The sequence below is a fragment of the Bradyrhizobium sp. USDA 3311 genome (assembly GCF_054062495.1).
In genome coordinates this window covers 2,056,990-2,080,707 of the sequence record NZ_JBSSFI010000001.1, presented here as the reverse complement: position 1 = coordinate 2,080,707, position 23,718 = coordinate 2,056,990, and the positions used below count along the sequence as shown (strand labels likewise).

Sequence of the window (23,718 nt, the reverse complement as noted above, 5' to 3'; positions counted from 1 at the left end):
TCGAGGACCATCATGAGCACCTATACAGATATCGGCGTCGAGAAGGTCGGGCACGTCGGCACCATCGAGATCCGCCGTCCGCCGCTGAACTTCTTCGACATCTCGCTGATCAACCAGATCGCGGACGCGCTCGACGAGTTCGACCGCGACATCGAGATCCGCGCCTCGGTGCTCTCGGCGCAGGGCAAGGCGTTCTGCGCCGGCGCCAATTTTGGCGACCCTGCGCGACAAGCCCAGGAAGCGCGCGCGGCCGAGAAGAAGGGCGACCCGGCCGACAACCTTGGCCCGATCAGCCATCTCTACATCCAGGCCGTGCGCATCTTCCGCGCTAAGAAGCCGATCGTCGCCGCCGTGCAGGGCGCGGCGATCGGCGGCGGCCTGGGCCTTGCGGTGTCCGCGGACTTCCGCGTCACCTGCCCCGAAGCGCGCTTCTCCGCGAACTTTACAAAACTCGGCTTCCACCCCGGCTTCGGCCTGACCGTGACGCTGCCGGAGCTGATCGGCAAGAACAACGCCGAGCTGATGTTCTACACCAGCCGCCGCGTCACCGGCGAAGAAGCGGTCAAATGGGGCCTCGCCAACGAGCTGGTGCCGCAGGACCAGGTGAAGTCGGCCGCGCTGAAGCTCGCCGGCGAAATCGCCGAGTGCTCTCCGCTCGGCTTGCTGTCGACGCGCGCGACGATGCGCGCCAGCCTCGCCGACCGCGTCATGGCCGCCACCAACCACGAACTCGCCGAGCAGACCCGCCTGCGCGCGACGGAAGATTTCAAGGAAGGCGTCAAGGCGACGGAAGAACGGCGCGCGGCGAATTTCAGGGGACGGTGAGCGGGCTGCCTTTCGCCGTATCATTCACGCGCCTCCACAACTTCCCCTGTCGTCCCGGCGAAGGCCGGGACCCATAACCCCAGGGAGAAGTTGTGGAGCGAAGCAGGAAACCACGAGTCTTCGCCAAACCACTCCCTGTGGTTATGGGTCCCGGATCTGCGCTTCGCTTGTCCGGGACGACAGCGGTGTTTGCGGTTCGCTACTTCCGCCCCACCACCAGCGCGTCCACGATCGTCACGCCCTGCCCTTCGGCGTGCACCAGCACCGGGTTGAGCTCGATCTCCGCGATGTCCCTCGCATGCCGCGCGGCGAGCACGGAGACGTCCGCGATCAATTGCGATAGCGCCGCAACGTCGGCCTTCGCCGCTCCGCGAAAGCCGTTCAAGAGCGGCGCCGCCTTCAAACCCTTGAGCATCGCCCCCGCCTCCTCCGCACTCACGGGCGCCGGGCGATAGACGACGTCACGGAACAGCTCGGTAGTGATCCCACCGAGACCCACCATCACCATCGGGCCAAAGGTCTCGTCCGTCATCGTGCCGACTATGATCTCGACACCCTGCTTCGCCATCGGACCGACCAGCACGCCCTGGATCACAGCCTCCGGCCGATGCTTGCGCGCATTGCCCAGCAGCGCCTCGAACGCCAGAAACACCTCGCCCTTGGCGGCGATGTTGACGCGCACGCCGCCGATCTCGCTCTTGTGCGCGATGTCGGGCGACTGGATCTTCATCACCAGCGGGAAGCCGACGCGGGCGACCGCTTCATCGAGCCCGGCCTTGTCCTTCACCAGCACTTCGTCCGGCAGCGCGATGCCGGCGGCGCGCAGCAACGCCTTGCTGTCGACCTCCGACAGAACCGGCGAGGTCAGATACGCGGAGAGATCGCGCGACGGCAACCGCGCCTCGTCCGCGGGCTTCGGTAGCTCGAAACGGGCGTAATCCACGAGTTGCCGCATCGCGACGCCGGCATGGGACAGGCCGGAGAGCACGACGACGCCGGATTTGGCAAGCTCGCGCCGTGCGAAGTCGGACGGCACCGTGTAGGAATAGAACAGCACCGGCTTGTGCTGCGCCGCCAACACCGGCGTCAGCTCCTCCTCCCTGAAGGGCTTGCGCATCTCGCTCGACAGCGACAGCACGACCAGGATCGCGTCGACCTCGTCCGAGGCCGTGAGCAGATCGACGCTCTTCTGGAGACCGCCCGACGTGACGCCCTGCGCGGTGACGTCGATCGGATTGCGCGCGGTGCCGTAGGACGGCATCAGCGTCTTGATCTCCGCCTGGACCGGTTCGGACAATTCCGGCACCTGCAAGCCCCGCAGCGCCACCGCATCCGCGCCCCAGATGCCGGCGCCGCCGGAGACCGTGACCACCGCAACGCGATCGCCCTTCGGCAACGGGTTGCTCGCCAGCACGGCGGCAATCGTCAGCGCCTCGTCGAGATCGTTGGAGACGATGAAGCCGTATTTCGCGAACACCGCGTCATACGCCGCCGACCAGCCGGCCATGCTCGCGGTATGCGAGGCCGCGGCGCGCTGGCCTGCGCCGGAGCGGCCGACTTTCGTGACGATGACGGGCTTCTTCACCTCCGCGGCGCGGCGCGCCGCCGCGAGAAACTTGTCAACGTCGCGGATGCCTTCGATGAACAGCAGGATCACGTCGGTCGAGGAATCCTGCACCAGGTAATCGAGGAATTCGCCGGCGCCGAGATCGGATTCGTTGCCGGCGCTGACGACGTAGCTCACGGCGACACCGAGCGCCCGGGCGCGGTGATAATAGGCAAAGCCGATGCCGCCGCTCTGCGCGACGATGCCGATCCGTCTTTGCGTGGCGATGAGCGGCACCACACCCGGCTTGACGTCCACGGCCGGGCTGAACGTCGCCGCCACGCGCTGCATCTGGCTGAAGAAGCCCTCCGCGTTGGGGCCGGAGATCCGCATGCCCGTGCGCTTGGCCAGCGCCGCGATCGCATCCTGCATCGCCGCACTGTCGCCGCCCTCCTCCGCAAAGCCGGAGGAGATGATGACGGCGTTCTTGACGCCGGCGACGGCGCATTGCTCGAGCGCAGGCAGCACGGCACGGGCGGGAATGATGACGACGGCGAGATCGATCGGCGCACCGATCTCCGCGATCGACTTGTAGCAGGCGAGCCCGTCGATCTCGGCGCAGTTCGGGTTCACCGGATAGATCTTTCCGGGATACTCGTTCTTGCGCAGCATCGCGAGCAGCCGCCCGGGAATCTTCTCATGATCGCGCGAGGCGCCGATCAGCGCGATGCTGGCAGGCGAAAAGAAGCTGTCGAGCGGATGCGGCATTGGGAGGCGAGTCCTTTTTCGTGGAGCCGTGCACTCTCTCAAACCGTCATCCCCGCGCAACGGCGAAGCCGTTGTCGCTGGAGGCGCGAGATCAGCGGCGCAAACTGCGCCGCTGGGCGAGCCTCGAAGGATGAGCGGCCCGGCCGGTGGCCGTTCATCCTTCGAGGCTCCCTGCACGGCGCTGCGCACCGTACAGCTCGCACCTCAGGATGACGGTTTGAGAGCTACGAAGGCGAGAGCTCACGCATTGAGCCGGAACGTCACTCCGCCCAGCAAGAACTCGTTGCCAGCCACCGCGTGGCCTTTCGCCCTCGCCGCGTGCAGCACACTCGCGACATCAGCGACCCGGAACTCGAGCGCGCTCATGATCTCGCTACGCCCCTTCACGAAACGAAAAGTTGCGTTGGGCAGCCTCAGCTCGGCATCGCTTGGCGCAACCCCGATGATCCCGCCCCAGTGCTCCGCCAGCCCCGCTGGATCCGGGCTCTGCATCTCCACCGCTGTCAGCGCCTGCGTCACATCCTTGCGGATGAATTTCTGCCAGTCCGGTCCCGCCGGCGGATACGGCCCCAGAATGTCGTCGCTGCCTTTGGTGTGGTTGAACTCGATGAAGGCCGCGCGGCAGTCGCGCGGATGGAGCTGCACGCCGTGATACGGCGCGTGGTCGATCACGTTCGCCGTACGCACGCCGAGCGCGTTGGCGTTGCGGCCGCGCTCGTCCGGATCGTTGCAGCAGAAGATCGCCATGTAGCCGCCGCGGCCGCCGGTCTTCTCGATGAAGCGGCCGGCGGTGGTGCCGTCCTTGAAGGGTGCGACCACCTCCAGCAGGATCGTGTCGACCGGGAGCAGGGCGTTCTCCAGGCCGTATTTTGCGACATTGCCGTCGCGGTAGCAGACGGCGAGGCCCATGATCTCCGCGATGTCGGAGATCACGGGCGCGAGCTGCGGCGCGACCAGGCAGATCTGTCGCAAGCGCACATAGGGCGCCATGGTCATGCGCCCTTGAAGGTCGGCTTGCGCTTCTCGACGAAGGCCTTTGCGGCCTCCTTGTGGTCCTCGGTGTCGCCGCAGCGGGTGTGGTGGATCGCCTCGCCGTCGAAGCAGTCCTCCAGCGCCAGATGCTCGGCATTGTTGATGTTGCGCTTGATGAAGCCGAGCGCGATCGAGGGGCCCTGCGCCAGCGACAGCGCGAGCTCGTGGGCCGCAGTGTCGATCTCGGCGTCGGGCACGACCTTCGTCACCATGCCGATGGCCTGCGCCTCCTTCGCGGTGAGCACCGGCGACATCAGATAGAGCTCGCGCGCCCGCGCGCTGCCCAGCAGCTGGGTCAGGAAATAGGTGCCGCCGTAATCGCCGGAGAAGCCGACCTTGGCGAAGGCGGTGGTGATCTTGCAGGATTCAGAGGCGATGCGCAGATCGCAGGACAGCGCCATCGAGAGGCCGGCACCGGCCGCGGCGCCGTCGAGCTGTGCCACCACGGGTTTCGGCATCTGGTGCAGGATGCGCGAGACTTCCATGCCGCGGCGCAGATTCGCAAGCTTCTGCTCGAACGGCAGCGGCGCGCGACCCTCGGCCATCGACTTGACGTCACCGCCGACACAGAACGAGCCCCCGGCGCCCTTGAACAGCACCGCGCGCACCTCCGGATCGTCAGCCGCGCGCCGCGCCGCCTCGACCAGCCCGCGCACCATGTCCGGGTTGAGCGCGTTCTTCCGTTCGGGGCGATTCATCGTGATGGTGAGAAGCCCGCCTTCGAGCTTTTGCAGGACCATGTCGTTGCTCATGGGACGTCTCCCTCTTGTTGTTTGTTGTTTCGTCATTCCGGGGCGCGCCGACCGTTAGATTGTCGTTCCGGGGCTCGCGAAGCGAGAACCCGGAACCTCGAGATCCCGGGTTCGCTTCGCGCCCCGGGATGACGTCATGACTTACGTCACGCCGTCACTTCTTCACCAGCGGGCAGCGCGACTGCTCCAGCGACTGGAACGCTTCGCTGCCGGGCACGGTGGCGAGCAGCTTGTAGTCGTCCCAGCGGCCCTTGGATTCCGACGGCTTCTTCACCTCGAACAGGTACATGTCGTGGATCATGCGGCCGTCCTCGCGGATCTTGCCACCCTTGGCGAAGAAATCGTTGATCGGCGTCTCCTTCATCACCTTGATCACCGCAGCCGCATCCGTCGTGCCCGCCGCCTTCACGGCTTTCAGGTAATGCGTCACGGAGGAGTAGACGCCGGCCTGCGCCGAGGTCGGCGGCCGCTTCATGCGCTCGGTGAAGCGCTTGGAGAATGCACGCGTGTCGTCGTTGAGGTCCCAGTAGAAGGCTTCCGCCAGCAGCAGGCCTTGCGCGGTCTCCAGTCCGATCGAATCGATATCGGTCACGAAGGCCAATAGCGGCGAGACCTTCTGGCCGCCCTTGGTGATGCCGAACTCGGCCGCCTGCTTGATGGCATTGACGGTGTCGCCGCCGGCGTTGGCGAGGCCGATCACCTTGGCCTTGGAAGCCTGCGCCTGGAGCAGGAAGGATGAGAAGTCCGACGTGTTGAGCGGATGGCGCACGCCGCCGAGCACCTTGCCGCCGGTCTTGGTGACGACGGCGCTGGTGTCCTTCTCCAGATCCTGGCCGAAGGCGTAGTCGGCGGTGAGGAAGAACCAGGTGTCGAGGCCCGACTTCACGGCTGCAAGGCCGGTCACGTTGGCCTGGCCGTAGGTGTCGAACACGTAGTGCACGGTGTAGGGACCGCAGGCCTCGTTGGTGAGACGGATCGAGCCCGGGCCGTTGAACATGATGATCTTGTTGCGCGCCTTCGCGATCTCGCCCGCCGCAAGCGCGGTCGCGGAGGCCGCGACGTCGTAGATCATCTCGACGCCCTGGTTGTCGAGCATGTCGCGGGCGATGTTGGCGGAGAGATCCGCCTTGTTGAGATGGTCGGCCGCCAGCACCTGGATCTTGCGTCCCAGCGCCTCGCCGCCAAAATCCTCAGCGGCCATCTTGGCTGCGGTCTCGCTGCCGGGACCGGTGATGTCGGCATAGAGGCTCGACATATCGAGGATGCCGCCGATCTTCAGGGGCGGCTTGTCCTCGGCCTGCACGGCGCTCGCACTCAGGGCCAACGCGGCGGCAAAAATGCCCGGCAAAATTCTCGTCATCGAAAAAGACCTCCCTTATCGCGCCGTACTCTGATGGCGGCTTGGTTATTGCTCTTGGTTATCGCTATTGCCGCAATCATGCCGCATGCGCGAGGGGGCAGCAAGCGCGAGGGGCGTGCAGGTCGCGCGATCGTCACGCGTTTTCCGCAAAGCGGAATGGTGGAATGACGCACGACGTTTCCGCACCGTCATTGCGAGCGCAGCGACGCATGTGAGGCAATGGCTGAGCGTCACACGGCCACTGGATCGGATCGAAGCACTTCGTCGTTGGCCTCGTCTGAGTTAAGAGTGAAGCGTAACGCAATCTCTCCGGGCAACGTGACGCGACTGCTTCACCTCATCGTCGCACTTCTTCTCGTCGCGGGTCGCACTGCGTTCGCGGCGCCGTGCCAGTTCGAGTCGCAGGGCGATGGCCGCGTCGCCGCGATCGTCGATGCGCGCAGCGTGCGTCTGGACGACGGCCGCGAGATCCGCCTTACCGGAATCGAGCCGACCGCAACGACGAAGCAGGCGCTGGCTTCGCTGCTCGTCGGCCGCGACGTGACGCTGCGGAGCGCCGACGACACGCCCGACCGCTATGGGCGCCAGGGCGGGTTGATCTTCATCGGCGAAAGCGACACCCCGGTGCAGGCGATGCTGCTGGCCCAGGGCGACGCCATCGTCTCCGCCGAGATCGCCGACGGGGACTGCGCGGCCGCCCTGATGTCGTCCGAGGCCGAGGCGCGGCGCCAAAAAAAGGGCAACTGGGCTGACCCGTCGGCCATAAAAAACGCGGAAAGTCCGGACGATATTTTGGCCGGGATCGGGCGTTTTGTGGTGGTCGAGGGCAAAGTCCCGTCGGTCCGGCAAGCTGGGGCAATGACCTACCTCAACTTCGGACGGAACTGGACACGCGGCTTTGCCGTGACTATTTCAAGGCGCGCGTTACCGGCGTTCGAAACCGCCGGGCTAGCCCTTAAGTCCCTGGAAAATCGACGTATTCGAGTCCGGGGCTGGGTTGAGGGGAATACGGGGCCGCGTATCGATGTGCGCCTCGTTGGACAGGTCGAGTTGCTGGGTGCAAACGAGCCGGCAGGGGTAAGGCCTTAAACGGGCCGGGCACGGGTTAAGCGACGTGAATGGGGTGCTAGAACAGCACTGGACGGGTGAAGGCCGCCGCCTTCGGGCTGCGCCGGCCGTGCTATGCCTTTTGCTGGGCACGGCGCTCGCCGGTTGTGGCGACATGAACCGGTTCCAGGCCGCGGCGGCCCCGCCGACGGTCGCGATGCCCAAGCCGAAGCCAGCCGTCGCGCAGACCCCCGCCACCGAAAAGGAGCACGAGCGCATCCTGGCGAGCTATGGCGGCACCTATGACGACCCGAGGCTCGAATCGCTGGTCACCAAGACCGTCGACCGGCTCGTCGCCGCCTCCGACCGCCCCGACCAGGGCTACCGGGTCACCATTCTCAATTCCGGCGCGGTCAACGCCTTCGCGCTGCCGAACGGCCAGCTCTATGTCACGCGCGGTCTTCTTGCGCTCGCGAGCGATACGTCGGAGTTGTCCTCCGTGCTCAGCCACGAGATGGCGCATGTGCTGTCCAAGCACGCCGCGATGCGCGAGGACCAGGCGCGCCAGGCCGCGATCGTCACCCGTGTCGTCACCGACATGAGCAACGATCCCGATCTCACCGCGCTCGCGCTGGCCAAGACCAAGCTCACCATGGCGAGCTTTTCGCGCAACCAGGAGTTCGAGGCGGACGGCATCGGCGTCGGCATCTCCGCCAAGGCGCATTTCGATCCCTACGGTGCCGCGCGCTTCCTTTCCGCGATGGAGCGCAATGCCGAGCTCAAGGCCGGCAAGACCTCGCTCGATCCGCGCGCGCAGGACTTCACCTCGTCGCATCCGGCAACCCCGGAGCGTGTGCAGAACGCGCAGACCATCGCGCGGCAATACGTCGCTCCGGAAGGAGGCGAGCGCGACCGCGAGAGCTATCTCGCCGCGATCGACAACCTCGTCTATGGCGAAGACCCGAGCGAGGGTTTTGTCCGCGGCCGGCGTTTCCTGCATCCGAAGCTCGGCTTCACCTTCCAGGCGCCGGACAATTTCACGCTCGACAACACCGCGCAGGCGGTGATCGGCGTGCGCGACGGCGGCTCGCAGGCGATGCGCTTCGACGTGGTGCGGGTGCCGGCCGAGCAGTCGCTCGGCGATTACCTCAATTCGGGCTGGATGGAAGGCGTCGAGAAGGCGTCCACGGAAGACATCACCATCAACGGCTTCCCGGCCGCGTCCGCCACCGCCAAGGGCGACCAGTGGCAGTTCAAGGTCTATGCGCTGCGTTTCGGCAGCGACGTCTACCGCTTCATCTTCGCGGCACGGCAGAAGTCGACCGAGAGCGAGCGCAATGCGCGCGAGACCGTCAACTCGTTCCGCCGCCTGACCCTCGACGAGATCCAGGCCGCCCGCCCGCTGCGCATCAAGGTCATCACCGTGCAGCCCGGCGACACCGTGGAATCGCTCTCCCACCGCATGGCCGGCGTCGATCACCCCGCCGAGCGCTTCCGCGTGCTCAACGGCCTCGATCGCAACGCGCAGGTGAAGGTGAGGGATCGCGTGAAGGTCGTGGCGGATTGACGCTGCGCGAAGCGCGCGTCATCCCGGGGCGCTTGGCGCGAACCCGGGATCTGGAGCCACGAAGACACTGCCGTAGGGTGGGCAAAGCGTAGCGTGCCCACCATTTCCGATCGCAATCGTTGAGAGAGGTGGGCACGGCGCCATGCGCCTTTGCCCACCCTACGAGCTTCGCGCTTGACTAACCGCCCGCGTCCATGTCGCCCGCCTCGCGCTGGCCGCTGAGCCAGAGCGCGAGCAGCGTCCAGAACGCGCCCGAGAGCAGATACGCACCCGAGGCGATGACGCCGAGATTGGTGGCAAGCAACAGCGCGACCAGCGGCGCGAAGCCGGCGCCGAACAGCCAGGCCATGTCAGAGGTCAGCGCCGAGGCCGTGTAGCGATACGCCTGCTTGAAGTTCGAGGCGATCGCGCCCGAGGACTGGCCGAACGACAGGCCGAGCAGGATGAAGCCGATCACCATGTAGATGGTCTCGCCGAACGCGCCGGCGTCGAGCAGCTGCGGAGCGAAGCCGCTGTAGATCGCGATCGCGATCGCCGATCCCATCAGCAGCGACTTGCGGCCGACGCGGTCGGCGATGATGCCGGAGGCCACGATCGCGGCGACGCCGAACACGGCGGCGACGATCTCGATGATCAGGAAGCGCACCGGGCTTTCGCGGGTGAACAGGAACACCCAGGACAGCGGAAACACCGTGACCATGTGGAACAGCGCAAAGCTCGCCAGCGGCGCGAATGCGCCGAGCATGATGTTCTGGCCTTCGCGCGCGACCGTCTCGGAGATGCGCGCGGGCTGCAATTCACGGGTCTCGAACAGCGTCGCGTATTCTTCCGTCGTCACCATGCGCAGGCGCGCGAACAGCGCCACGACGTTGATGGCGAAGGCGACGAAGAACGGATAGCGCCAGCCCCAGTCGAAGAAATCGTCGGCCGAGAGGTTGCCGGCGAAATAGGCGAACAGCGCGCTCGCCACGATCAGCCCGAGCGGGGCCCCGAGCTGCGGCACCATCGCGTACCAGCCGCGCTTGGAGGGCGGAGCGTTCAGCGCCAGCAGCGAGGCCATGCCGTCCCAGGCGCCGCCCCAGGCCAGACCCTGCGCGATACGCGCCAGCGCCAGCAGCCAGATCGCGGCGCTGCCAATCTCGGAATAGCCGGGCAGGAACGCGAGCGCCACGGTGGCGGTGCCGAGCAGGAACAGCGCCGAGACCAGCTTGGCCGTCTTGCCGTACTCACGGTCGACCGTCATGAAAATGACGGTTCCGATCGGCCGGGCCATGAAGGCCAGCGCGAAAATCATGAAGGAATAGAGCGTGCCGGTCAGTTCGCTGGTGAACGGAAACACCAGGCGCGGGAACACGATCACCGAGGCGATCGCGTAGACGAAGAAGTCGAAGAATTCCGAGGTGCGGCCGATGATGACGCCGATGGCGATCTCGCCGGGACTGGCCTGGTCGTGGCCGTGCTCGCCCGAGTGGAGGTCTGCCATTGCAGGGGTCTGTGCCGTCGCCATTCGTGCGCCCTTAACGTCCTGAAAACCAAAGCCGACCGCCCGGCGGGGCGCCAGGCAATCCGGGCCTGTCTGGCCCAACATTCCGCACTGCAACATTGGACAAATTGTCCAATGTCCGGATTGCTGCGCCGCAGCTACCCGTTGGCCCCGCAAAGGAAACTCATTCTCAAAGGCTCGGCCCGTGTCCCGTCTCAAGATCCTGGCGCTGCTACCCTTGGCAGCCGCGCTCAGTGGCTGCAACTACGTCGTGCTGGCGCCAGCCGGCGACATCGCTGCCCAGCAGCGCGACCTCGTCATCATCTCCACCGTCCTGATGCTCCTGATCGTCGTCCCCGTGATGGCACTGACGGTGCTGTTCGCCTGGCGCTACCGCCAGTCCAACACCTCGGCCCGCTACGAGCCGGATTGGGACCACTCGACCAAGCTCGAGCTGGTGATCTGGTCGGCGCCGCTGCTGATCATCATTTGCCTGGGCGCGCTGACCTGGATGGGCACGCATCTGCTCGACCCCTATCGCACGCTCGGCCGCATCCACGCCGACCGCGCCGTGGACCAGTCCAAGGCCCCGCTCGAGGTCGACGTCGTCGCGCTCGACTGGAAGTGGCTCTTCATCTATCCGGACTACGGCATCGCCACCGTCAACGACCTGGCGGCGCCGGTCGATCGCCCGATCAACTTCCGCATCACCGCCTCCTCGGTGATGAACTCGTTCTACATCCCCGCGCTCGCCGGCCAGATCTACGCGATGCCGGGCATGGAGACCAAGCTCCACGCCGTCGTGAACCACACCGGCACCTACAAGGGCTTCTCGGCGAACTACAGCGGCGCCGGCTTCTCCGGCATGCACTTCGACTTCCAGGGCCTCGACGACAAGGGCTTTGACGCCTGGATCGCCAGCGCCAAGTCCGCCGGCGGCTCGCTCGGCCGCGCCGAATATCTCCAGCTCGAAAAGCCGAGCCAGAACGAGCCGGTGCGGCGCTACGGCACCATCGATACCGATCTCTACCGCCTGATCCTCAACATGTGCGTCGAGACCGGCAAGATGTGCCAGAGCGAGATGATGGCGATCGACGCCAAGGGCGGCCGCGGCCATGAGGGCCTGAACAACACCCTGCCGCTCGCCTACGACAAGTACGCCCGCCGCGGCACCGCGCTCGGGCCCGAGCCGACCTTCGTCGCCGGCACCTGCACGCCGGATGCGCCGCAGGGCCAGACCACCGCGTCGATCAAGGCGCCGGCCGACACCGCGCCGCTGCTCGGCGCCGGCCTGAAGCGGCCGACCTTCACGCCGCTCAAGTCCTCGTCCTTCTTCCTCGGACAGCGTCCGAAGTCAGACTCCTAAAGAGAGCTCGCATGTCTCCTGATCTTCTCAAGCTCATCTTCGGCCGGCTCGGCCTCGAGTCACTGCCACTGCACGAGCCGATCGTCGTCGGCACCTTCGTGGTGGTCGCGCTCGGCGGCGCCACGCTGCTCGGCGGCCTCACCTATTTCCGTCTCTGGGGCTACCTCTGGCGCGAATGGTTCACCACGGTGGACCACAAGCGCATCGGCATCATGTACATGATCCTCGGCATCGTGATGCTGCTGCGCGGCTTCGCCGACGCGCTGATGATGCGCGGCCAGCAGATGCTCGCGTTCGGCGGCTCCGAAGGCTATCTCAACGCCCATCACTACGACCAGGTCTTCACCGCCCACGGCGTGATCATGATCTTCTTCGTGGCGATGCCGCTGGTCACGGGCCTGATGAACTACGTCGTTCCGCTCCAGATCGGCGCGCGCGACGTGTCGTTCCCGTTCCTGAACAATTTCAGCTTCTGGATGACGGTCGGCGGCGCGGTGCTGGTGATGGCCTCGCTGTTCATCGGCGAGTTCGCCCGCACCGGCTGGCTCGCCTATCCGCCGCTGTCGAACATCGGCTACAGCCCTGATGTCGGCGTCGACTATTACATCTGGGCGCTGCAGGTCGCCGGCGTCGGAACGACGTTATCCGGCATCAACCTGATCTGCACCATCGTCAAGCTGCGGTGCCCCGGCATGACCATGATGAAGATGCCGGTGTTCACCTGGACCTCGCTCTGCACCAACATCCTGATCGTCGCCTCCTTCCCGGTTCTGACCGTCGTGCTCGCGCTGCTCTCGCTCGATCGCTACGTCGGCACCAACTTCTTCACGAACGATTTCGGCGGCAGCCCGATGATGTACGTGAACCTGATCTGGATCTGGGGCCATCCCGAGGTCTACATCCTGGTTCTCCCCGCCTTCGGCATCTTCTCGGAAGTCACCTCGACCTTCTCCGGCAAGCGCCTGTTCGGCTACACCTCGATGGTCTACGCCACGGTCGTCATCACCATCCTGTCGTATCTCGTGTGGCTGCACCACTTCTTCACGATGGGCTCGGGCGCCAGCGTGAACTCGTTCTTCGGCATCACCACGATGATCATCTCGATCCCGACGGGCGCGAAGATGTTCAACTGGCTGTTCACGATGTATCGCGGCCGCATCCGCTACGAGCTGCCGATGATGTGGACGATCGCCTTCATGCTGACCTTCGTGCTCGGCGGCATGACCGGCGTTCTGCTGGCGGTGCCGCCGGCCGACTTCGTGCTGCACAACAGCCTGTTCCTGATCGCGCACTTCCACAACGTGATCATCGGCGGCGTGGTGTTCGGCGCGTTCGCCGGAATCAATTATTGGTTCCCGAAGGCGTTCGGCTTCAAGCTCGATGTGTTCTGGGGCAAGCTGTCGTTCTGGTTCTGGGTCGTCGGCTTCTACCTCGCCTTCATGCCGCTCTATGTGCTCGGCCTGATGGGCGTGACCCGCCGCCTGCGCGTGTTCGACGATCCGTCCTTGCAGATCTGGTTCGTCATCGCCGCGATCGGCGCCGGCCTCGTCTTCCTCGGCATTCTCAGCATGCTGATGCAGTTCGCGGTCAGCTTCCTCAAGCGCGAGCAGCTCAAGGACGTCACCGGCGATCCCTGGGACGCGCGCACGCTGGAATGGGCGACCTCCTCGCCCCCGCCGGACTACAACTTCGCCTTCACCCCCGTCGTTCACGACAATGACGCGTGGTGGGACATGAAGAAGCACGGCTACCAGCGTCCGCTCATCGGGTTCAAGCCGATCCACATGCCGAGCAGCACCGGCACCGGAATCATCCTCGCCGGCTTGGCAACCGCGATGGGATTCGGCCTGATCTGGTACATCTGGTGGCTGGCCGCCGCGAGCTTCATCGCGATGCTCGCCGTCGGGATCGGTCACACCTTCAACTATCACCGCGACTTCGACATTCCGGCTGACGACGTCATCCGGACCGAGGACGCGCGCACCAAACTGCTCGCCGGAGCCAAGTAAATGACTGTCGCTGTCAATCCCTCGCAAACCGGCGAGCCGGTCTTCTGTCTCGCCGACGAACACCCGCATCCGGAAGGCTACAGCACCTCGCTCGGCTTCTGGATCTACCTGATGAGCGACTGCCTCATCTTCGCGATGCTGTTCGCCGCCTTCGGCGTGCTCGGCGCCAACTTCGCCGCCGGCCCCGCGCCGAAGGACCTGTTCGACCTCGACCTGGTCGCGGTGAACACCTCGATGCTGCTGCTGTCGTCGATCACCTACGGCTTCGCGATGTTGACGATGCAGCAGAACAAGATCGCGCAGACGCAGATGTGGCTGGCGATCACCGGCCTGTTCGGCCTCGCCTTCATCGGCATCGAGCTGACCGAGTTCGCCCACATGATCCATGAAGGCGCAACGCCCCAGCGCAGCGCCTTCCTGTCCGCCTTCTTCACCCTGGTCGGCACCCACGGCCTGCACGTCAGCTGCGGCCTGATCTGGCTGGTCACGTTGATGGTGCAGGTCTGGAAGTTCGGCCTGATCGAAGCCAACCGCCGCCGCCTGATGTGCCTGTCGATGTTCTGGCACTTCCTCGACGTGGTCTGGATCGGCGTCTTCACCTTCGTCTATCTCCTGGGAGTTCTGCGATGAACACCGATACCCACACCGCTCACGCGGGCGACCATCACCACGACGACGGCCACGCCCACAGCACGTTCTCGGGCTACATGCTCGGCTTCGTGCTCTCGGTCGTGCTCACCGCGATCCCGTTCTGGCTGGTGATGAGCGGCACACTGCCGAGCAAGCAGATCACCGCGCTGGTCATCATGGCCTTCGCGGTCGTGCAGATCGTCGTGCACATGATCTACTTCCTGCACATGAACACGAAATCCGAGAACGGCTGGAGCATGATGGCGCTGATCTTCACCATCGTCATGGTGGTGATCGCGCTGTCCGGTTCGCTGTGGGTGATGAACCACCTCAACAGCAACATGATGCCGATCCACCAGATGAGCGGAATGAAGTGAGCGAATTGGGGACCGTGACGAGCAAGGCAGGACGGGCGCGCCGTAAGGCTGCGCGCCCGTCCTTCTGGCTCACGGTCCTCTCGCTCACGGCCTTTGCCGCTCTGATCGCGCTCGGCATCTGGCAGATCGAACGCCGCGCCTGGAAGCTGGCGTTGATCGACCGCGTCGAGCAGCGCGTCCATGCCCCGGCCCAGCCGATCCCCTCGCCCGCTTCGTGGCCTGCGGTCTCCGCCGCAAGCGACGAATACAGGCATGTCACCGTCGCCGGCCGCTTCCTGCATGACCGCGAGACGCTGGTTCAGGCCGTCACCGAGGAAGGCCCCGGCTATTGGGTGCTGACGCCTCTCAAGCGCGACGACGGCACCCAGGTCCTGATCAATCGCGGCTTCGTGCCGCCCGAGCGGCGCGAGGCATCGACGCGCCGGAACGGCAATCCGGACGGCGAGGTCGAGATCACCGGCCTGCTGCGCATGACGGAGCCAAAAGGCGGCTTCCTCCGCAACAACGTGCCCCAGCACAACCGCTGGTACTCGCGGGATGTCGCCGCGATTGCGGCGGCGCGCGGCCTCCACGATGTCGCACCCTTTTTCGTCGATGCCGATGCCGGATCACAAACCGCCCAAGGCCCCATCGAGGGCCCCATCGGCGGATTGACCGTGATCCGCTTTCCCAATAACCACCTGATCTACGCGCTGACGTGGTTTGCCCTGGCGTTCATGCTGGCCGGTAAACTTTTCGTCACATTCGGCGGCGGGCTGTTCCGCCGCGGGCGCTTCGTCCACGAACCGGCCGGCGGCTCCGATGCTGCCGCCCGCAGGACGGGATCAGATGCTGGAACGATCGTCGAACAGACCTGACGACCGAAGAACGCCTCCCCAGGCGTTTGGCGAGCTCGCCGTCACGCTGCAATCGCAGGCGGACGCGCGCAGCGAGCTGATCGGCGCCGCGCCGACCGACGACGAGACCAACCGCAAGAACATGGCGTTGCTGATCCAGCTGCGCTGGACCGCGGTGGTCGGCCAGATCGTGACCATCGGCGGCGTGCATTTCTGGCTCGGCATCCCCCTGCCGCTGGAGCGGATGAGCGCCGTGATCGGCGCGCTGGTGCTGCTCAACGTCTCGAGCCTGGTCTGGGTGCGCCATCGCGCCGCGGTCTCCAGCAACGAGCTGCTGGTCGCCTTGATGCTCGACGTCGCGGCGTTGACCGCGCAGCTCTATCTCAGCGGCGGCGCCACCAATCCGTTCACCTCGCTATTCCTGCTCCAGGTGACGCTGGGCGCGGTGCTGCTCGATGCGCGCTCGACCTGGTCGCTGGTGGCGCTGACCTGCGCCAGCTTTGTCTGGCTGACATTGGCGTACCGGCCGCTCGACCTGCCGCCGAACCCGATCAGCGAGGCCTACAGCCTCACCGTGGCCGGCATGCTGTTGGGCTTCGTCCTCAACGCCGTGCTGCTGGTCGTGTTCGTCACCCGCATCAACAGGAACCTGCGCGAGCGCGACGCGCATCTGGCGGCGCTGCGCCAGCATGCGGCCGAGCAGGACCACATCGTCCGCATGGGCCTGCTAGCATCGGGTGCAGCGCACGAGCTCGGCACCCCGCTGGCCTCGCTCTCGGTGATCCTCAGCGATTGGCGCCGCATGCCGGACCTCGCCGCCGATCAGGAACTCGCCGAGGATCTCGCGGAGATGGAGACCTCGCTGCAACGCTGCAAGTCGATCGTGACGGGCATTCTGGTGTCCGCCGGCGAAGCGCGTGGTGAAGGTTCCTCGCCGACGACGGTGACGGCCTTCGTCACCGCACTGGTCGATGAGTGGCGCAACGCCCGTTCGGCGCGCACGCTCTATTTCGTCAACACGTTCGGCGAGGACGTCGCGATCGCCTCGGACGTCGCGCTGAAGCAGGTGATCTTCAACGTGCTCGACAACGCCTATGAGGTCTCGCGCGACTGGGTCGAGCTTCTGGCCGAGCGCGAGGGCGACAATCTCGTGCTGTCGATCAGCGACCGCGGCCCGGGCTTTGCGCCGGAGATGCTGGCGCAGCTCGGCAAGCCCTATCACTCCAGCAAGGGCCGCGCCGGCGGCGGGCTCGGCCTGTTCCTGGTGGTCAACGTTGTGCGCAAGCTCGGGGGCAGCGTAACCGCCGAGAACCACAGGAAGCGCGGCGCCACCGTCCGCCTGACCCTGCCGCTCGCAACGCTCGCGATCGGAGGCAGCTTTGACGCCTGACCGTTCGCTCATCGTCGTCGAAGACGATGAAGGCTTTGCGCGCACGCTGAAACGCTCGTTCGAGCGCCGCGGCTACGAGGTCGTGCTCGCCGGCTCGATCGAGGAGGTGCGGAAAGTGCTGGAGGAGCGATCCTTCGGCCACGCCGTGGTCGATCTCAAGCTCGGCGGCGCTTCGGGCTTGGCTTGCGTCGAGCTGCTGCACACGCACGACGAGGAGATGCTGATCGTGGTGCTGACCGGCTTTGCCAGCATCTCGACTGCCGTCGAGGCGATCAAGCTCGGCGCCTGCCACTATCTGGCCAAGCCGTCGAACACCGACGACATCGAGGCCGCCTTCAACAAGGCCGAAGGCAATGCCGAAGTCGCGCTCGATGCGCGGCCGACATCGATCAAGACGCTGGAATGGGAACGCATCCACCAGACCCTGATCGAGACGGATTTCAATATTTCGGAGGCGGCGAGGCGGCTCGGCATGCACCGGCGGACGCTGGCGAGGAAGCTGGAAAAGCGGCCGGTGAAATGAGGCAAGGCCTCCTTCTCCTCGTCGTCCTGGACCAGCGAGCAAAGCGAGCGCCGATCCAGGACCCATCACCACAGGCTGCGGTTTGACGAAGGCTGTAACTCCGAGCCGTCGCAGCAACTCAAACCTGGGGTAATGGGTCCTGGCCTTCGCCAGGACGACGCTTGGTATGACCCTGCCCCCAAACAAAAAGCCCGGCCGCAAGGCCGGGCTTTTGATCTGTTGCGATCGACGCGACGTGGCGCTTACGCCGCCTCGTCGGCGACGGTGGTGTCGTCGCCATCGGTATCGTCGGCATCGCCCTCGGCATCCGCCTCGCCCTCGGTGGCTTCCGCCTTGGCGTTGCGGCGCGGGCTCTTGGCGAGCTGGGCCTCGATCTCCTTGACCGCTTCGGTCTCGGTCGAGTGCTGCACCACCGCGATCTCGCGGGACAGACGATCGAGCGCGGCTTCATAGAGCTGGCGTTCAGAGTAGGACTGCTCGGGCTGCGACTCGGAGCGATAGAGGTCGCGCACGACTTCCGCGATCGCGACGATATCGCCCGAATTGATCTTCGCTTCGTATTCCTGGGCGCGGCGCGACCACATGGTGCGCTTGACGCGGGCGCGGCCCTTGAGCGTTTCCAGCGCCTTCTTCACCAGCGCGGGCTCGGACAGCTTGCGCATGCCGACGTTCGCGACCTTGGCGGTCGGAACGCGCAGCGTCATCTTGTCCTTGATGAAGTTGATGACGAACAGCTCGAGCTTCGCACCGGCGATCTCCTGCTCCTCGATGGCCAGGATCTGGCCGACGCCGTGAGCGGGATAGACGACGAATTCGTTGGCCTTGAAGCCCTGACGCTGGGTGACGACCTTCTTTTCCTCGACCTTCGGCGCAGCAGCCGCCGGCTTCACGGCCGGCTTGGCAGCAACAGGAGCCTTGGCAGGAGCAGCAACAGAGGCCTTCGGCGCAGCGGGCTTGGCAGCGGGAACCTTAGCAGCAGCAGGCTTGGCAACGGTCGCTTTCGCGGCCGGTTTGGCAGTCTTGTTAGGCATTGCGCTTCTTTTGTTCTTCGAGGACTTTGCAGCCGGCGCCTTAGTCGCGGTCCGACCCTTGGATGCGCTACGGCTGGCCGCGGCGACTTTTTTGGCCTCCTTATGGGAAGCCCTCGCTGAAGTACTCTTTTTACGCGTTTTCTGTGACACAGCCTGCGCGCGGAAACTGCCACGCCCCTGTTCGACATTTGGTTTCACGGGAACCCAGAGGGGCCAACGGGGCTGACGGGGTTCGGCTTAATGTGCCCAATATAGCACATTTCCCGCAAAAATCAATGATTTAGGGGTCTTTAGGCCTGGTTTTCGGCGCGAACGAAGGTATTAGGGTTAAGTTTGGGTCCGAATTAGTCTCCGGAGCCGGGATTCGGAGAAAAATATTTCTCGAACTTGCCCTCCATACCGTCGAATTCCTTGGCGTCGGCGGGTGATTCTTTCTTTTGGGTGATGTTCGGCCAGCTCTTGGCGTAGTCGGCGTTGACCGAGAGCCACTTTTCCAGGCCCGGTTCCGTGTCCGGCTTGATGGCGTCGGCGGGGCATTCCGGCTCGCACACACCGCAGTCGATGCATTCGTCAGGATGGATGACGAGCATGTTGTCACCCTCGTAGAAACAGTCGACCGGGCAGACCTCGACGCAGTCGGTGTACTTGCACTTGATGCAGTTTTCAGTGACGACGTAAGTCATCCAACGCTCCGAAAAGCTCTTTTAAAAGTCGCGGCTTGCGTAGCGCGGATGGCCCGGCGCCGCAAGGTCGGGGACGGCCGATCATGACGGCTTTGCGCGATTGATCGACCAAGAAATGAATTCAAAGCGCAATTAATTGCGCTTTCCTTCGGCGAGCTCCTCGTAGAGCACGCGCGCCGAGGCGGCATCGCCGCGGCGCTCGTTGAAGGCTATCACTTTCAACACGCGCACGGTGCGGTCGAGCGCGATGGTGAGCACGTCGCCGACCTTGATCGCATGACCGGGCGAGGTCTCGCGCGTGCCGTTGACGCGGACATGGCCGGACTCGACGAGTTCAGCCGCGGAGGTGCGCGCCTTCACCACCCGCGCGTGCCACAGCCATTTGTCGATGCGCTGCCGCTCGGTCGTAGGCTACTCCTTGCGCCCCGCGAGCTGCTCCTTCAGCGCAGCGAGCTTTGCGAAGGGCGAATTGGGATCGACCGGCCGATCGCGCTCGCGCGGGTTCGCGCTCGAGGCGTAGGGACGCAGCGACGGCCCGCCTTGGCGGTCACGGCCCTTGTCGCGGTCGCGGCCACGATTGTCGCGGCCCTTGTCGCGATCGCCGCCGAACTTGCCCTTGTTGCGATCGCGATCCTTGTCGCGATCCTTGCCCTGGAAGCTGCGGTTCTTGTCGTCGCGTCCCTCGGGACGCGGCGCCCCGTCGGCGCCACCTTCGCGGCCCTTGCGGAAATCTTTCCGATGCCCGCCATGGCGATGACGCTCGCCGCGCTTCTCGCCGTCGGCTGCTTGCGCGGCCTCGCCCTCCACGGGCGCAGCACCCGCCTCGGCGCCCGCCTGCGGACGCGGCTGATGGTGGTGACGCTGATGGCGATGGCGCTCGTGGCGCGGCTTGCGATCCTCGTGACGGCCGCCGGGACGCCAGACCTCGACGAGCTCGGGCTCGGCGGGCGCGGCAGCGGCCTCGACAGGCGCGGCGGCATCGGGCGATGCAGCAGCTTCGACAGCGGCAGCTTCAGCGGGCGCGGCTTCGAGGCCGGCAGCCTCGGTGGGCGCGGCGGCCTCTTCGGCCGGCGGCGCGATGCCGGGAGCATCTTCGGGCGTGACGGGCGCCTCTAGCGATGCTTCGAGCGCCGGCTCTTGGTGCGCGGGCTCGTCGTGCTGCTCCATGCCGGGCGCGTCTTCGACGGTGACGGCTTCGGCAGCGACTTCGATCGGTGTGTCTGCGGCGACAGCGTCCTCGACCGGTATTTCGGTCGCGGGCGTCTCGGCGGAAGCCTCTGCGCTGGACGCTTCCACAACAGGCGCAACAGGCTTCGGCGGCAGCGGCGGGCGCTTCTCCATGCGATAGCCGAGCGCGCGCAGCACCGAGGCGAAATCTTCGCCCGCGGAGCCCGTGAGCGAGGTCATCGCCTGGGTCACGATAAAGCTGCGGCCGTCGAACGCGCCGGCGGGCTTTTCGCCGGGCGAGTTCTCGCGCCAGGCCAGCGCCGGACGGATCAGGTCGGCCAGGCGCTCCAGGATGTCGACGCGCACGGCACGCTCGCCGGCCTGCTTGTAGCCGAGCACGCGATAGGCATCGCGCGGCAGCTGCTTGTCGACCGGGAACGAGGTGCGGCCCGAAGATGCCAGATGCTGCGCGCCCGAGAGCGAGGACAGATCGACATTGTCCTGCTTCAGCGCCCACAGCAGCGCGGCCAGCGCACGCGCGGCGGGCTTGAGCAGGCCGGGGAAATAGAGGTGATAGGCGCCGAAGCGGACGCCGTATTTGCGTAAAGTGGCGCGCGAGGGCTGGTCGAGATCCTTCAGCTCGTTGGCGATCCTGGGACGTTCGAGCACGCCGAGCGCCTCGACGAGCTGATAGGCGATGCCGCGGGCAATGCCGGTGACGTCCTCGGCCTTGGAGAGCTCGAACATCGGCCCGAGCAGCTTTTCGATATGCGTCTTGAGCCAGAGGTCGAGCCGCGCCTGCACCTTCTCGCGCGGGCTGCCGGTCAGGCGCTCGTCCGAGATGATGCGGATGCGCGGATGCAGCGCGTCCTCCGCGGCGGACAGTCGCGCCACGGCGTCGCCGGTCCAGCGGATGGTGCCTTCCGAGGTCAGCACGAACTGCTCGTCCGGCGCGTTGCCCAGCTTTTCGGCGCGCGCGTTGATCTCGCCGGCGAGCACCGCTTGGGCCGCAGCCTGCAAGGCTTTCGCATCGGAGCCGGCTTCCGCCGCATCCGGTGCAAAGGTGAAGCCATCGAGACGGCCGATGACATGGCCTTCGACGATGACTTCGCCGGTCTTGCCGATTTCAGTATTCAAGCTCGTGTTCTCCCGCAGGCGGCGCATCAATACACTGGTCCGGCGATCAACGAAACGCTCAGTCAAGCGTTCATGGAGCGCATCCGATAATTTATTTTCGACCTCCCGCGTAATCCCCTGCCAGTGTTCGGGGTCGGCGAGCCAGTCCGGCCGGTTGGCGACGAAGGTCCAGGTGCGAATCTGCGCGATCCGGCCCGACAGCGTGTCGATATCGCCGTCGATGCGGTCGGCCTGGTCGACCTGGGCCGCGAACCAGGCATCTGGAATGCGGCCCTTCTGCATCAGGAAGCCGTACAGCGTGGTCACGAGCTCGCCATGGGCCGCCGGCGACAGTTTTCGGTAATCGGGGACCTGGCAGGCCTCCCACAGCCGCTCCACGGCCAGCTTGCCATGTGCGGAATCGCGCACATCGGCGTCGCGGGCGACGTGGTCGAGCACGCGCATGTCCTCGGCGATCGGCGCGCGCGTCAGCGCCTCATGGCCGGGGGAGAGGTTCAGCGACACCTGGAGCGCGCCGAGCGAGGAGAAATCCAGCTTCGAATTGCGCCATTGCAGCATCTTCACGCTGTCGAAGGTGTGGTTCTGCAGCGCGTTGACGAGCTCGGGCTCGAACGGCGCGCAGCGGCCGGTGGTACCGAACGTTCCATTTCGCGTGGCGCGGCCGGCACGGCCGGCAATCTGCGCGAACTCAGACGGCGTCAGGCGGCGGAACTGGTAGCCGTCGAACTTGCGGTCGGAGGCGAAGGCGACGTGGTCGACGTCGAGATTGAGGCCCATGCCGACCGCGTCGGTGGCGACGAGATAATCGACGTCGCCGTTCTGGAACATCGACACCTGCGCATTTCTGGTGCGCGGCGACAGCGAGCCGAGCACCACGGCGGCGCCGCCGTGCTGGCGGCGGATCAGCTCGGCGATGGCATAGACCTCGTCGGCCGAGAACGCGACGATGGCGGTGCGGCGCGGCTGGCGCGTGATCTTGCGGTCGCCGGCGAATTCGAGCTGCGACAGCCGCGGCCGCGTGATCATGGACACGCCGGGCAGGAGCCGCTCGATGATCGGGCGCATGGTCGCCGCGCCCAGCAGCAGCGTCTCGTCGCGGCCGCGACGGTTGAGGATGCGGTCGGTGAAGACGTGGCCGCGTTCGAGATCGGAGGCGATCTGGACCTCGTCCACAGCGAGGAAGGAGACGTCGAGATCTCTCGGCATCGCCTCGACGGTGGAGACCCAATAGCGCGGGTTCTTCGGCTTGATCTTCTCCTCGCCGGTGATCAGCGCGACGCTCTCCACGCCCTTGCGATCGGCGATCTTGTTATAGACCTCGCGCGCGAGCAGGCGCAGCGGCAAGCCGATCATGCCGGAGGGATGCGCGAGCATCCGCTCGATGGCGAGATGGGTCTTGCCGGTGTTGGTCGGCCCGAGCACCGCAGTGACACCCGCGCCGGGTGCGCGCTCGGAGGCGAAGGGGGAAGGGGGAAAAGCCATTCTGTACGATTAGGTAGTGCCGATTTCGGCGAATGTCAGTGCTGTTTGGGGCGGCGCGGCGGCCGGGCTCGATTAGGGCCAGGCGCGAAGCGCTTGGAAGTCACCTCGCCCCGCTTGCGGGGAGAGGTCGGATCGCGAAGCGATCCGGGTGAGGGGGACTCTCCACGAACCAGCTATCACCTATTCCGTGGAAGCAGCCCCTCACCCCAACCCTCTCCCCGTAAGAACGGGGCGAGGGAGAAGAAGGAGCCGCCCGAACCTCGCGCAACTGTCTCACTTTGCGACGCTTTTCCCTGTGTCCTTAAGCTTCGGAACGACTCTAGAACGAATCGCGGCCGAATCGCTGACTCCCTGTTGAGTCCTGTTACGTTCACGCAACATGTCGCGGCGCCCTGTGTTTGATTGCACTAGATGGAGTTTTGGGCTGCCGCACAAGCGACGTTTCGGTGGCGGGTTCCTTAAAATTGGGGACGGCGCGGAGTCGAATCAGAATCGGGGAGGAGTCAAATGGATTCACGGATCGAGGGCGCCAAAACAAAAACTGCGAGAACAACCCCATGCACAGTAGAAACGGCGCGCGCGGGATTGGCGGGGTGACGGCGGGTAAGGTGTTGGAACTGCGTGCCGAATCGCTCCGCTCGTCATTCCGGGGCGCGACGCTGGTCGCGAACCCGGAATCTATCAGGGCCGCAAGGTTCGCCTCACCA

General features: G+C 65.5%; 19 protein-coding genes. 10 read left to right on the top strand and 9 right to left on the bottom strand.

Annotated features, from left to right (window positions below; genetic code table 11):
* The first annotated feature begins 12 nt into the window (after positions 1 to 12).
* Entirely contained in the window at positions 13 to 825 is an 813-nt protein-coding gene (locus tag ACVWW6_RS09770; protein ID WP_456680617.1) for an enoyl-CoA hydratase/isomerase family protein, read from the top strand.
* Positions 826 to 1,024: 199 nt separating this feature from the next.
* Here ACVWW6_RS09770 and ACVWW6_RS09765 read toward each other — a convergent pair whose 3' ends face one another.
* From ACVWW6_RS09765 to ACVWW6_RS09750, 4 genes are all read right to left on the bottom strand, one after another.
* Entirely contained in the window at positions 1,025 to 3,139 is a 2,115-nt protein-coding gene (locus ACVWW6_RS09765; protein WP_456680616.1) for an acetate--CoA ligase family protein, read from the bottom strand.
* 240 nt (positions 3,140 to 3,379) lie between these two features.
* Positions 3,380 to 4,129: a hypothetical protein gene (locus ACVWW6_RS09760; RefSeq protein WP_456683142.1), complete on the bottom strand. Its 750-nt coding sequence runs from the start codon at positions 4,127 to 4,129 to the stop codon at positions 3,380 to 3,382.
* 2 nt (positions 4,130 to 4,131) lie between these two features.
* On the bottom strand, positions 4,132 to 4,923 hold the full coding sequence (locus ACVWW6_RS09755) for an enoyl-CoA hydratase (protein ID WP_011082975.1): 792 nt from the start codon (positions 4,921 to 4,923) through the stop codon (positions 4,132 to 4,134).
* A 154-nt stretch (positions 4,924 to 5,077) separates the two neighbouring features.
* Positions 5,078 to 6,283 carry an ABC transporter substrate-binding protein gene (locus ACVWW6_RS09750; protein ID WP_456680615.1) on the bottom strand — a complete coding sequence of 402 codons (1,206 nt, stop codon included), beginning with the start codon at positions 6,281 to 6,283 and terminating at the stop codon, positions 5,078 to 5,080.
* A gap of 288 nt (positions 6,284 to 6,571) precedes the next feature.
* On the opposite strand from ACVWW6_RS09750, the gene ACVWW6_RS09745 reads away from it, so the two are divergent.
* On the top strand, positions 6,572 to 7,372 hold the full coding sequence (locus ACVWW6_RS09745) for a thermonuclease family protein (RefSeq protein ID WP_456680614.1): 801 nt from the start codon (positions 6,572 to 6,574) through the stop codon (positions 7,370 to 7,372).
* 133 nt (positions 7,373 to 7,505) lie between these two features.
* The gene (locus ACVWW6_RS09740; protein WP_271556234.1) at positions 7,506 to 8,897 is read left to right on the top strand and encodes a M48 family metalloprotease; all 1,392 of its coding nucleotides are present in this window, start codon (positions 7,506 to 7,508) and stop codon (positions 8,895 to 8,897) included.
* A gap of 178 nt (positions 8,898 to 9,075) precedes the next feature.
* Here ACVWW6_RS09740 and ACVWW6_RS09735 read toward each other — a convergent pair whose 3' ends face one another.
* Positions 9,076 to 10,404, bottom strand: coding sequence for an MFS transporter (locus tag ACVWW6_RS09735; RefSeq protein WP_161532579.1), 1,329 nt, complete (start codon positions 10,402 to 10,404; stop codon positions 9,076 to 9,078).
* Positions 10,405 to 10,585: 181 nt separating this feature from the next.
* Here ACVWW6_RS09735 and cyoA point away from each other — a divergent pair, with 181 nt between their 5' ends.
* From cyoA to ACVWW6_RS09700, 7 genes are read left to right on the top strand one after another with little or no spacing between them, the layout of a single operon-like run.
* On the top strand, positions 10,586 to 11,746 hold the full coding sequence (cyoA, locus tag ACVWW6_RS09730) for a ubiquinol oxidase subunit II (protein WP_011082981.1): 1,161 nt from the start codon (positions 10,586 to 10,588) through the stop codon (positions 11,744 to 11,746).
* Between the two features lie 11 nt (positions 11,747 to 11,757).
* Positions 11,758 to 13,755 (top strand): cytochrome o ubiquinol oxidase subunit I, encoded by a 1,998-nt coding sequence (gene cyoB, locus ACVWW6_RS09725; protein WP_456680613.1) that lies wholly within the window; start codon positions 11,758 to 11,760, stop codon positions 13,753 to 13,755.
* Positions 13,756 to 14,385: a cytochrome o ubiquinol oxidase subunit III gene (gene cyoC, locus ACVWW6_RS09720; RefSeq protein WP_456680612.1), complete on the top strand. Its 630-nt coding sequence runs from the start codon at positions 13,756 to 13,758 to the stop codon at positions 14,383 to 14,385.
* Positions 14,382 to 14,762: a cytochrome o ubiquinol oxidase subunit IV gene (cyoD, locus tag ACVWW6_RS09715; protein WP_456680611.1), complete on the top strand. Its 381-nt coding sequence runs from the start codon at positions 14,382 to 14,384 to the stop codon at positions 14,760 to 14,762. Before cyoC ends, cyoD begins: the two co-directional genes overlap by 4 nt.
* Positions 14,759 to 15,619, top strand: coding sequence for an SURF1 family protein (locus ACVWW6_RS09710; protein WP_060909872.1), 861 nt, complete (start codon positions 14,759 to 14,761; stop codon positions 15,617 to 15,619). The genes cyoD and ACVWW6_RS09710 overlap by 4 nt, the downstream gene beginning before the upstream one ends.
* Positions 15,591 to 16,988: an ATP-binding protein gene (locus ACVWW6_RS09705; RefSeq protein ID WP_456680610.1), complete on the top strand. Its 1,398-nt coding sequence runs from the start codon at positions 15,591 to 15,593 to the stop codon at positions 16,986 to 16,988. The genes ACVWW6_RS09710 and ACVWW6_RS09705 overlap by 29 nt, the downstream gene beginning before the upstream one ends.
* Complete coding sequence (locus tag ACVWW6_RS09700) at positions 16,978 to 17,511, top strand: response regulator transcription factor (RefSeq protein ID WP_027545216.1); 534 nt, start codon at positions 16,978 to 16,980, stop codon at positions 17,509 to 17,511. Before ACVWW6_RS09705 ends, ACVWW6_RS09700 begins: the two co-directional genes overlap by 11 nt.
* Positions 17,512 to 17,753: 242 nt before the next feature.
* Here ACVWW6_RS09700 and ACVWW6_RS09695 read toward each other — a convergent pair whose 3' ends face one another.
* The 4 genes from ACVWW6_RS09695 to ACVWW6_RS09680 all read right to left on the bottom strand — a co-directional run bounded on the left by ACVWW6_RS09695 (position 17,754) and on the right by ACVWW6_RS09680 (position 23,011).
* Complete coding sequence (locus tag ACVWW6_RS09695; protein ID WP_161532582.1) at positions 17,754 to 18,542, bottom strand: CarD family transcriptional regulator; 789 nt, start codon at positions 18,540 to 18,542, stop codon at positions 17,754 to 17,756.
* Positions 18,543 to 18,886: 344 nt separating this feature from the next.
* Positions 18,887 to 19,225 (bottom strand): ferredoxin FdxA, encoded by a 339-nt coding sequence (gene fdxA / locus ACVWW6_RS09690; RefSeq protein ID WP_011082989.1) that lies wholly within the window; start codon positions 19,223 to 19,225, stop codon positions 18,887 to 18,889.
* 132 nt (positions 19,226 to 19,357) lie between these two features.
* Complete coding sequence (locus ACVWW6_RS09685; RefSeq protein WP_456683141.1) at positions 19,358 to 19,615, bottom strand: RNA-binding S4 domain-containing protein; 258 nt, start codon at positions 19,613 to 19,615, stop codon at positions 19,358 to 19,360.
* Between the two features lie 21 nt (positions 19,616 to 19,636).
* A complete protein-coding gene (locus ACVWW6_RS09680) occupies positions 19,637 to 23,011 on the bottom strand; it encodes a helicase-related protein (protein WP_456680609.1) in 3,375 nt (1,124 codons plus the stop codon).
* Positions 23,012 to 23,718: the final 707 nt, after the last annotated feature.

Excerpts from the sequence above, each read along its gene's own strand:
- ACVWW6_RS09750 (WP_456680615.1), bottom strand. The coding sequence starts at position 6,283 with ATGACGAGAATTTTGCCGGGCATTTTTGCCGCCGCGTTGGCCCTGAGT.
- ACVWW6_RS09740 (WP_271556234.1), top strand. The coding sequence starts at position 7,506 with ATGAACCGGTTCCAGGCCGCGGCGGCCCCGCCGACGGTCGCGATGCCC.
- ACVWW6_RS09680 (WP_456680609.1), bottom strand. The coding sequence starts at position 23,011 with ATGGCTTTTCCCCCTTCCCCCTTCGCCTCCGAGCGCGCACCCGGCGCG.
- cyoD (WP_456680611.1), top strand. The coding sequence starts at position 14,382 with ATGAACACCGATACCCACACCGCTCACGCGGGCGACCATCACCACGAC.
- ACVWW6_RS09705 (WP_456680610.1), top strand. The coding sequence starts at position 15,591 with ATGCTGGAACGATCGTCGAACAGACCTGACGACCGAAGAACGCCTCCC.
- ACVWW6_RS09695 (WP_161532582.1), bottom strand. The coding sequence starts at position 18,542 with ATGCCTAACAAGACTGCCAAACCGGCCGCGAAAGCGACCGTTGCCAAG.
- cyoC (WP_456680612.1), top strand. The coding sequence starts at position 13,756 with ATGACTGTCGCTGTCAATCCCTCGCAAACCGGCGAGCCGGTCTTCTGT.
- ACVWW6_RS09765 (WP_456680616.1), bottom strand. The coding sequence starts at position 3,139 with ATGCCGCATCCGCTCGACAGCTTCTTTTCGCCTGCCAGCATCGCGCTG.
- ACVWW6_RS09760 (WP_456683142.1), bottom strand. The coding sequence starts at position 4,129 with ATGGCGCCCTATGTGCGCTTGCGACAGATCTGCCTGGTCGCGCCGCAG.
- ACVWW6_RS09755 (WP_011082975.1), bottom strand. The coding sequence starts at position 4,923 with ATGAGCAACGACATGGTCCTGCAAAAGCTCGAAGGCGGGCTTCTCACC.
- fdxA (WP_011082989.1), bottom strand. The coding sequence starts at position 19,225 with ATGACTTACGTCGTCACTGAAAACTGCATCAAGTGCAAGTACACCGAC.
- cyoB (WP_456680613.1), top strand. The coding sequence starts at position 11,758 with ATGTCTCCTGATCTTCTCAAGCTCATCTTCGGCCGGCTCGGCCTCGAG.
- ACVWW6_RS09770 (WP_456680617.1), top strand. The coding sequence starts at position 13 with ATGAGCACCTATACAGATATCGGCGTCGAGAAGGTCGGGCACGTCGGC.
- ACVWW6_RS09735 (WP_161532579.1), bottom strand. The coding sequence starts at position 10,404 with ATGGCGACGGCACAGACCCCTGCAATGGCAGACCTCCACTCGGGCGAG.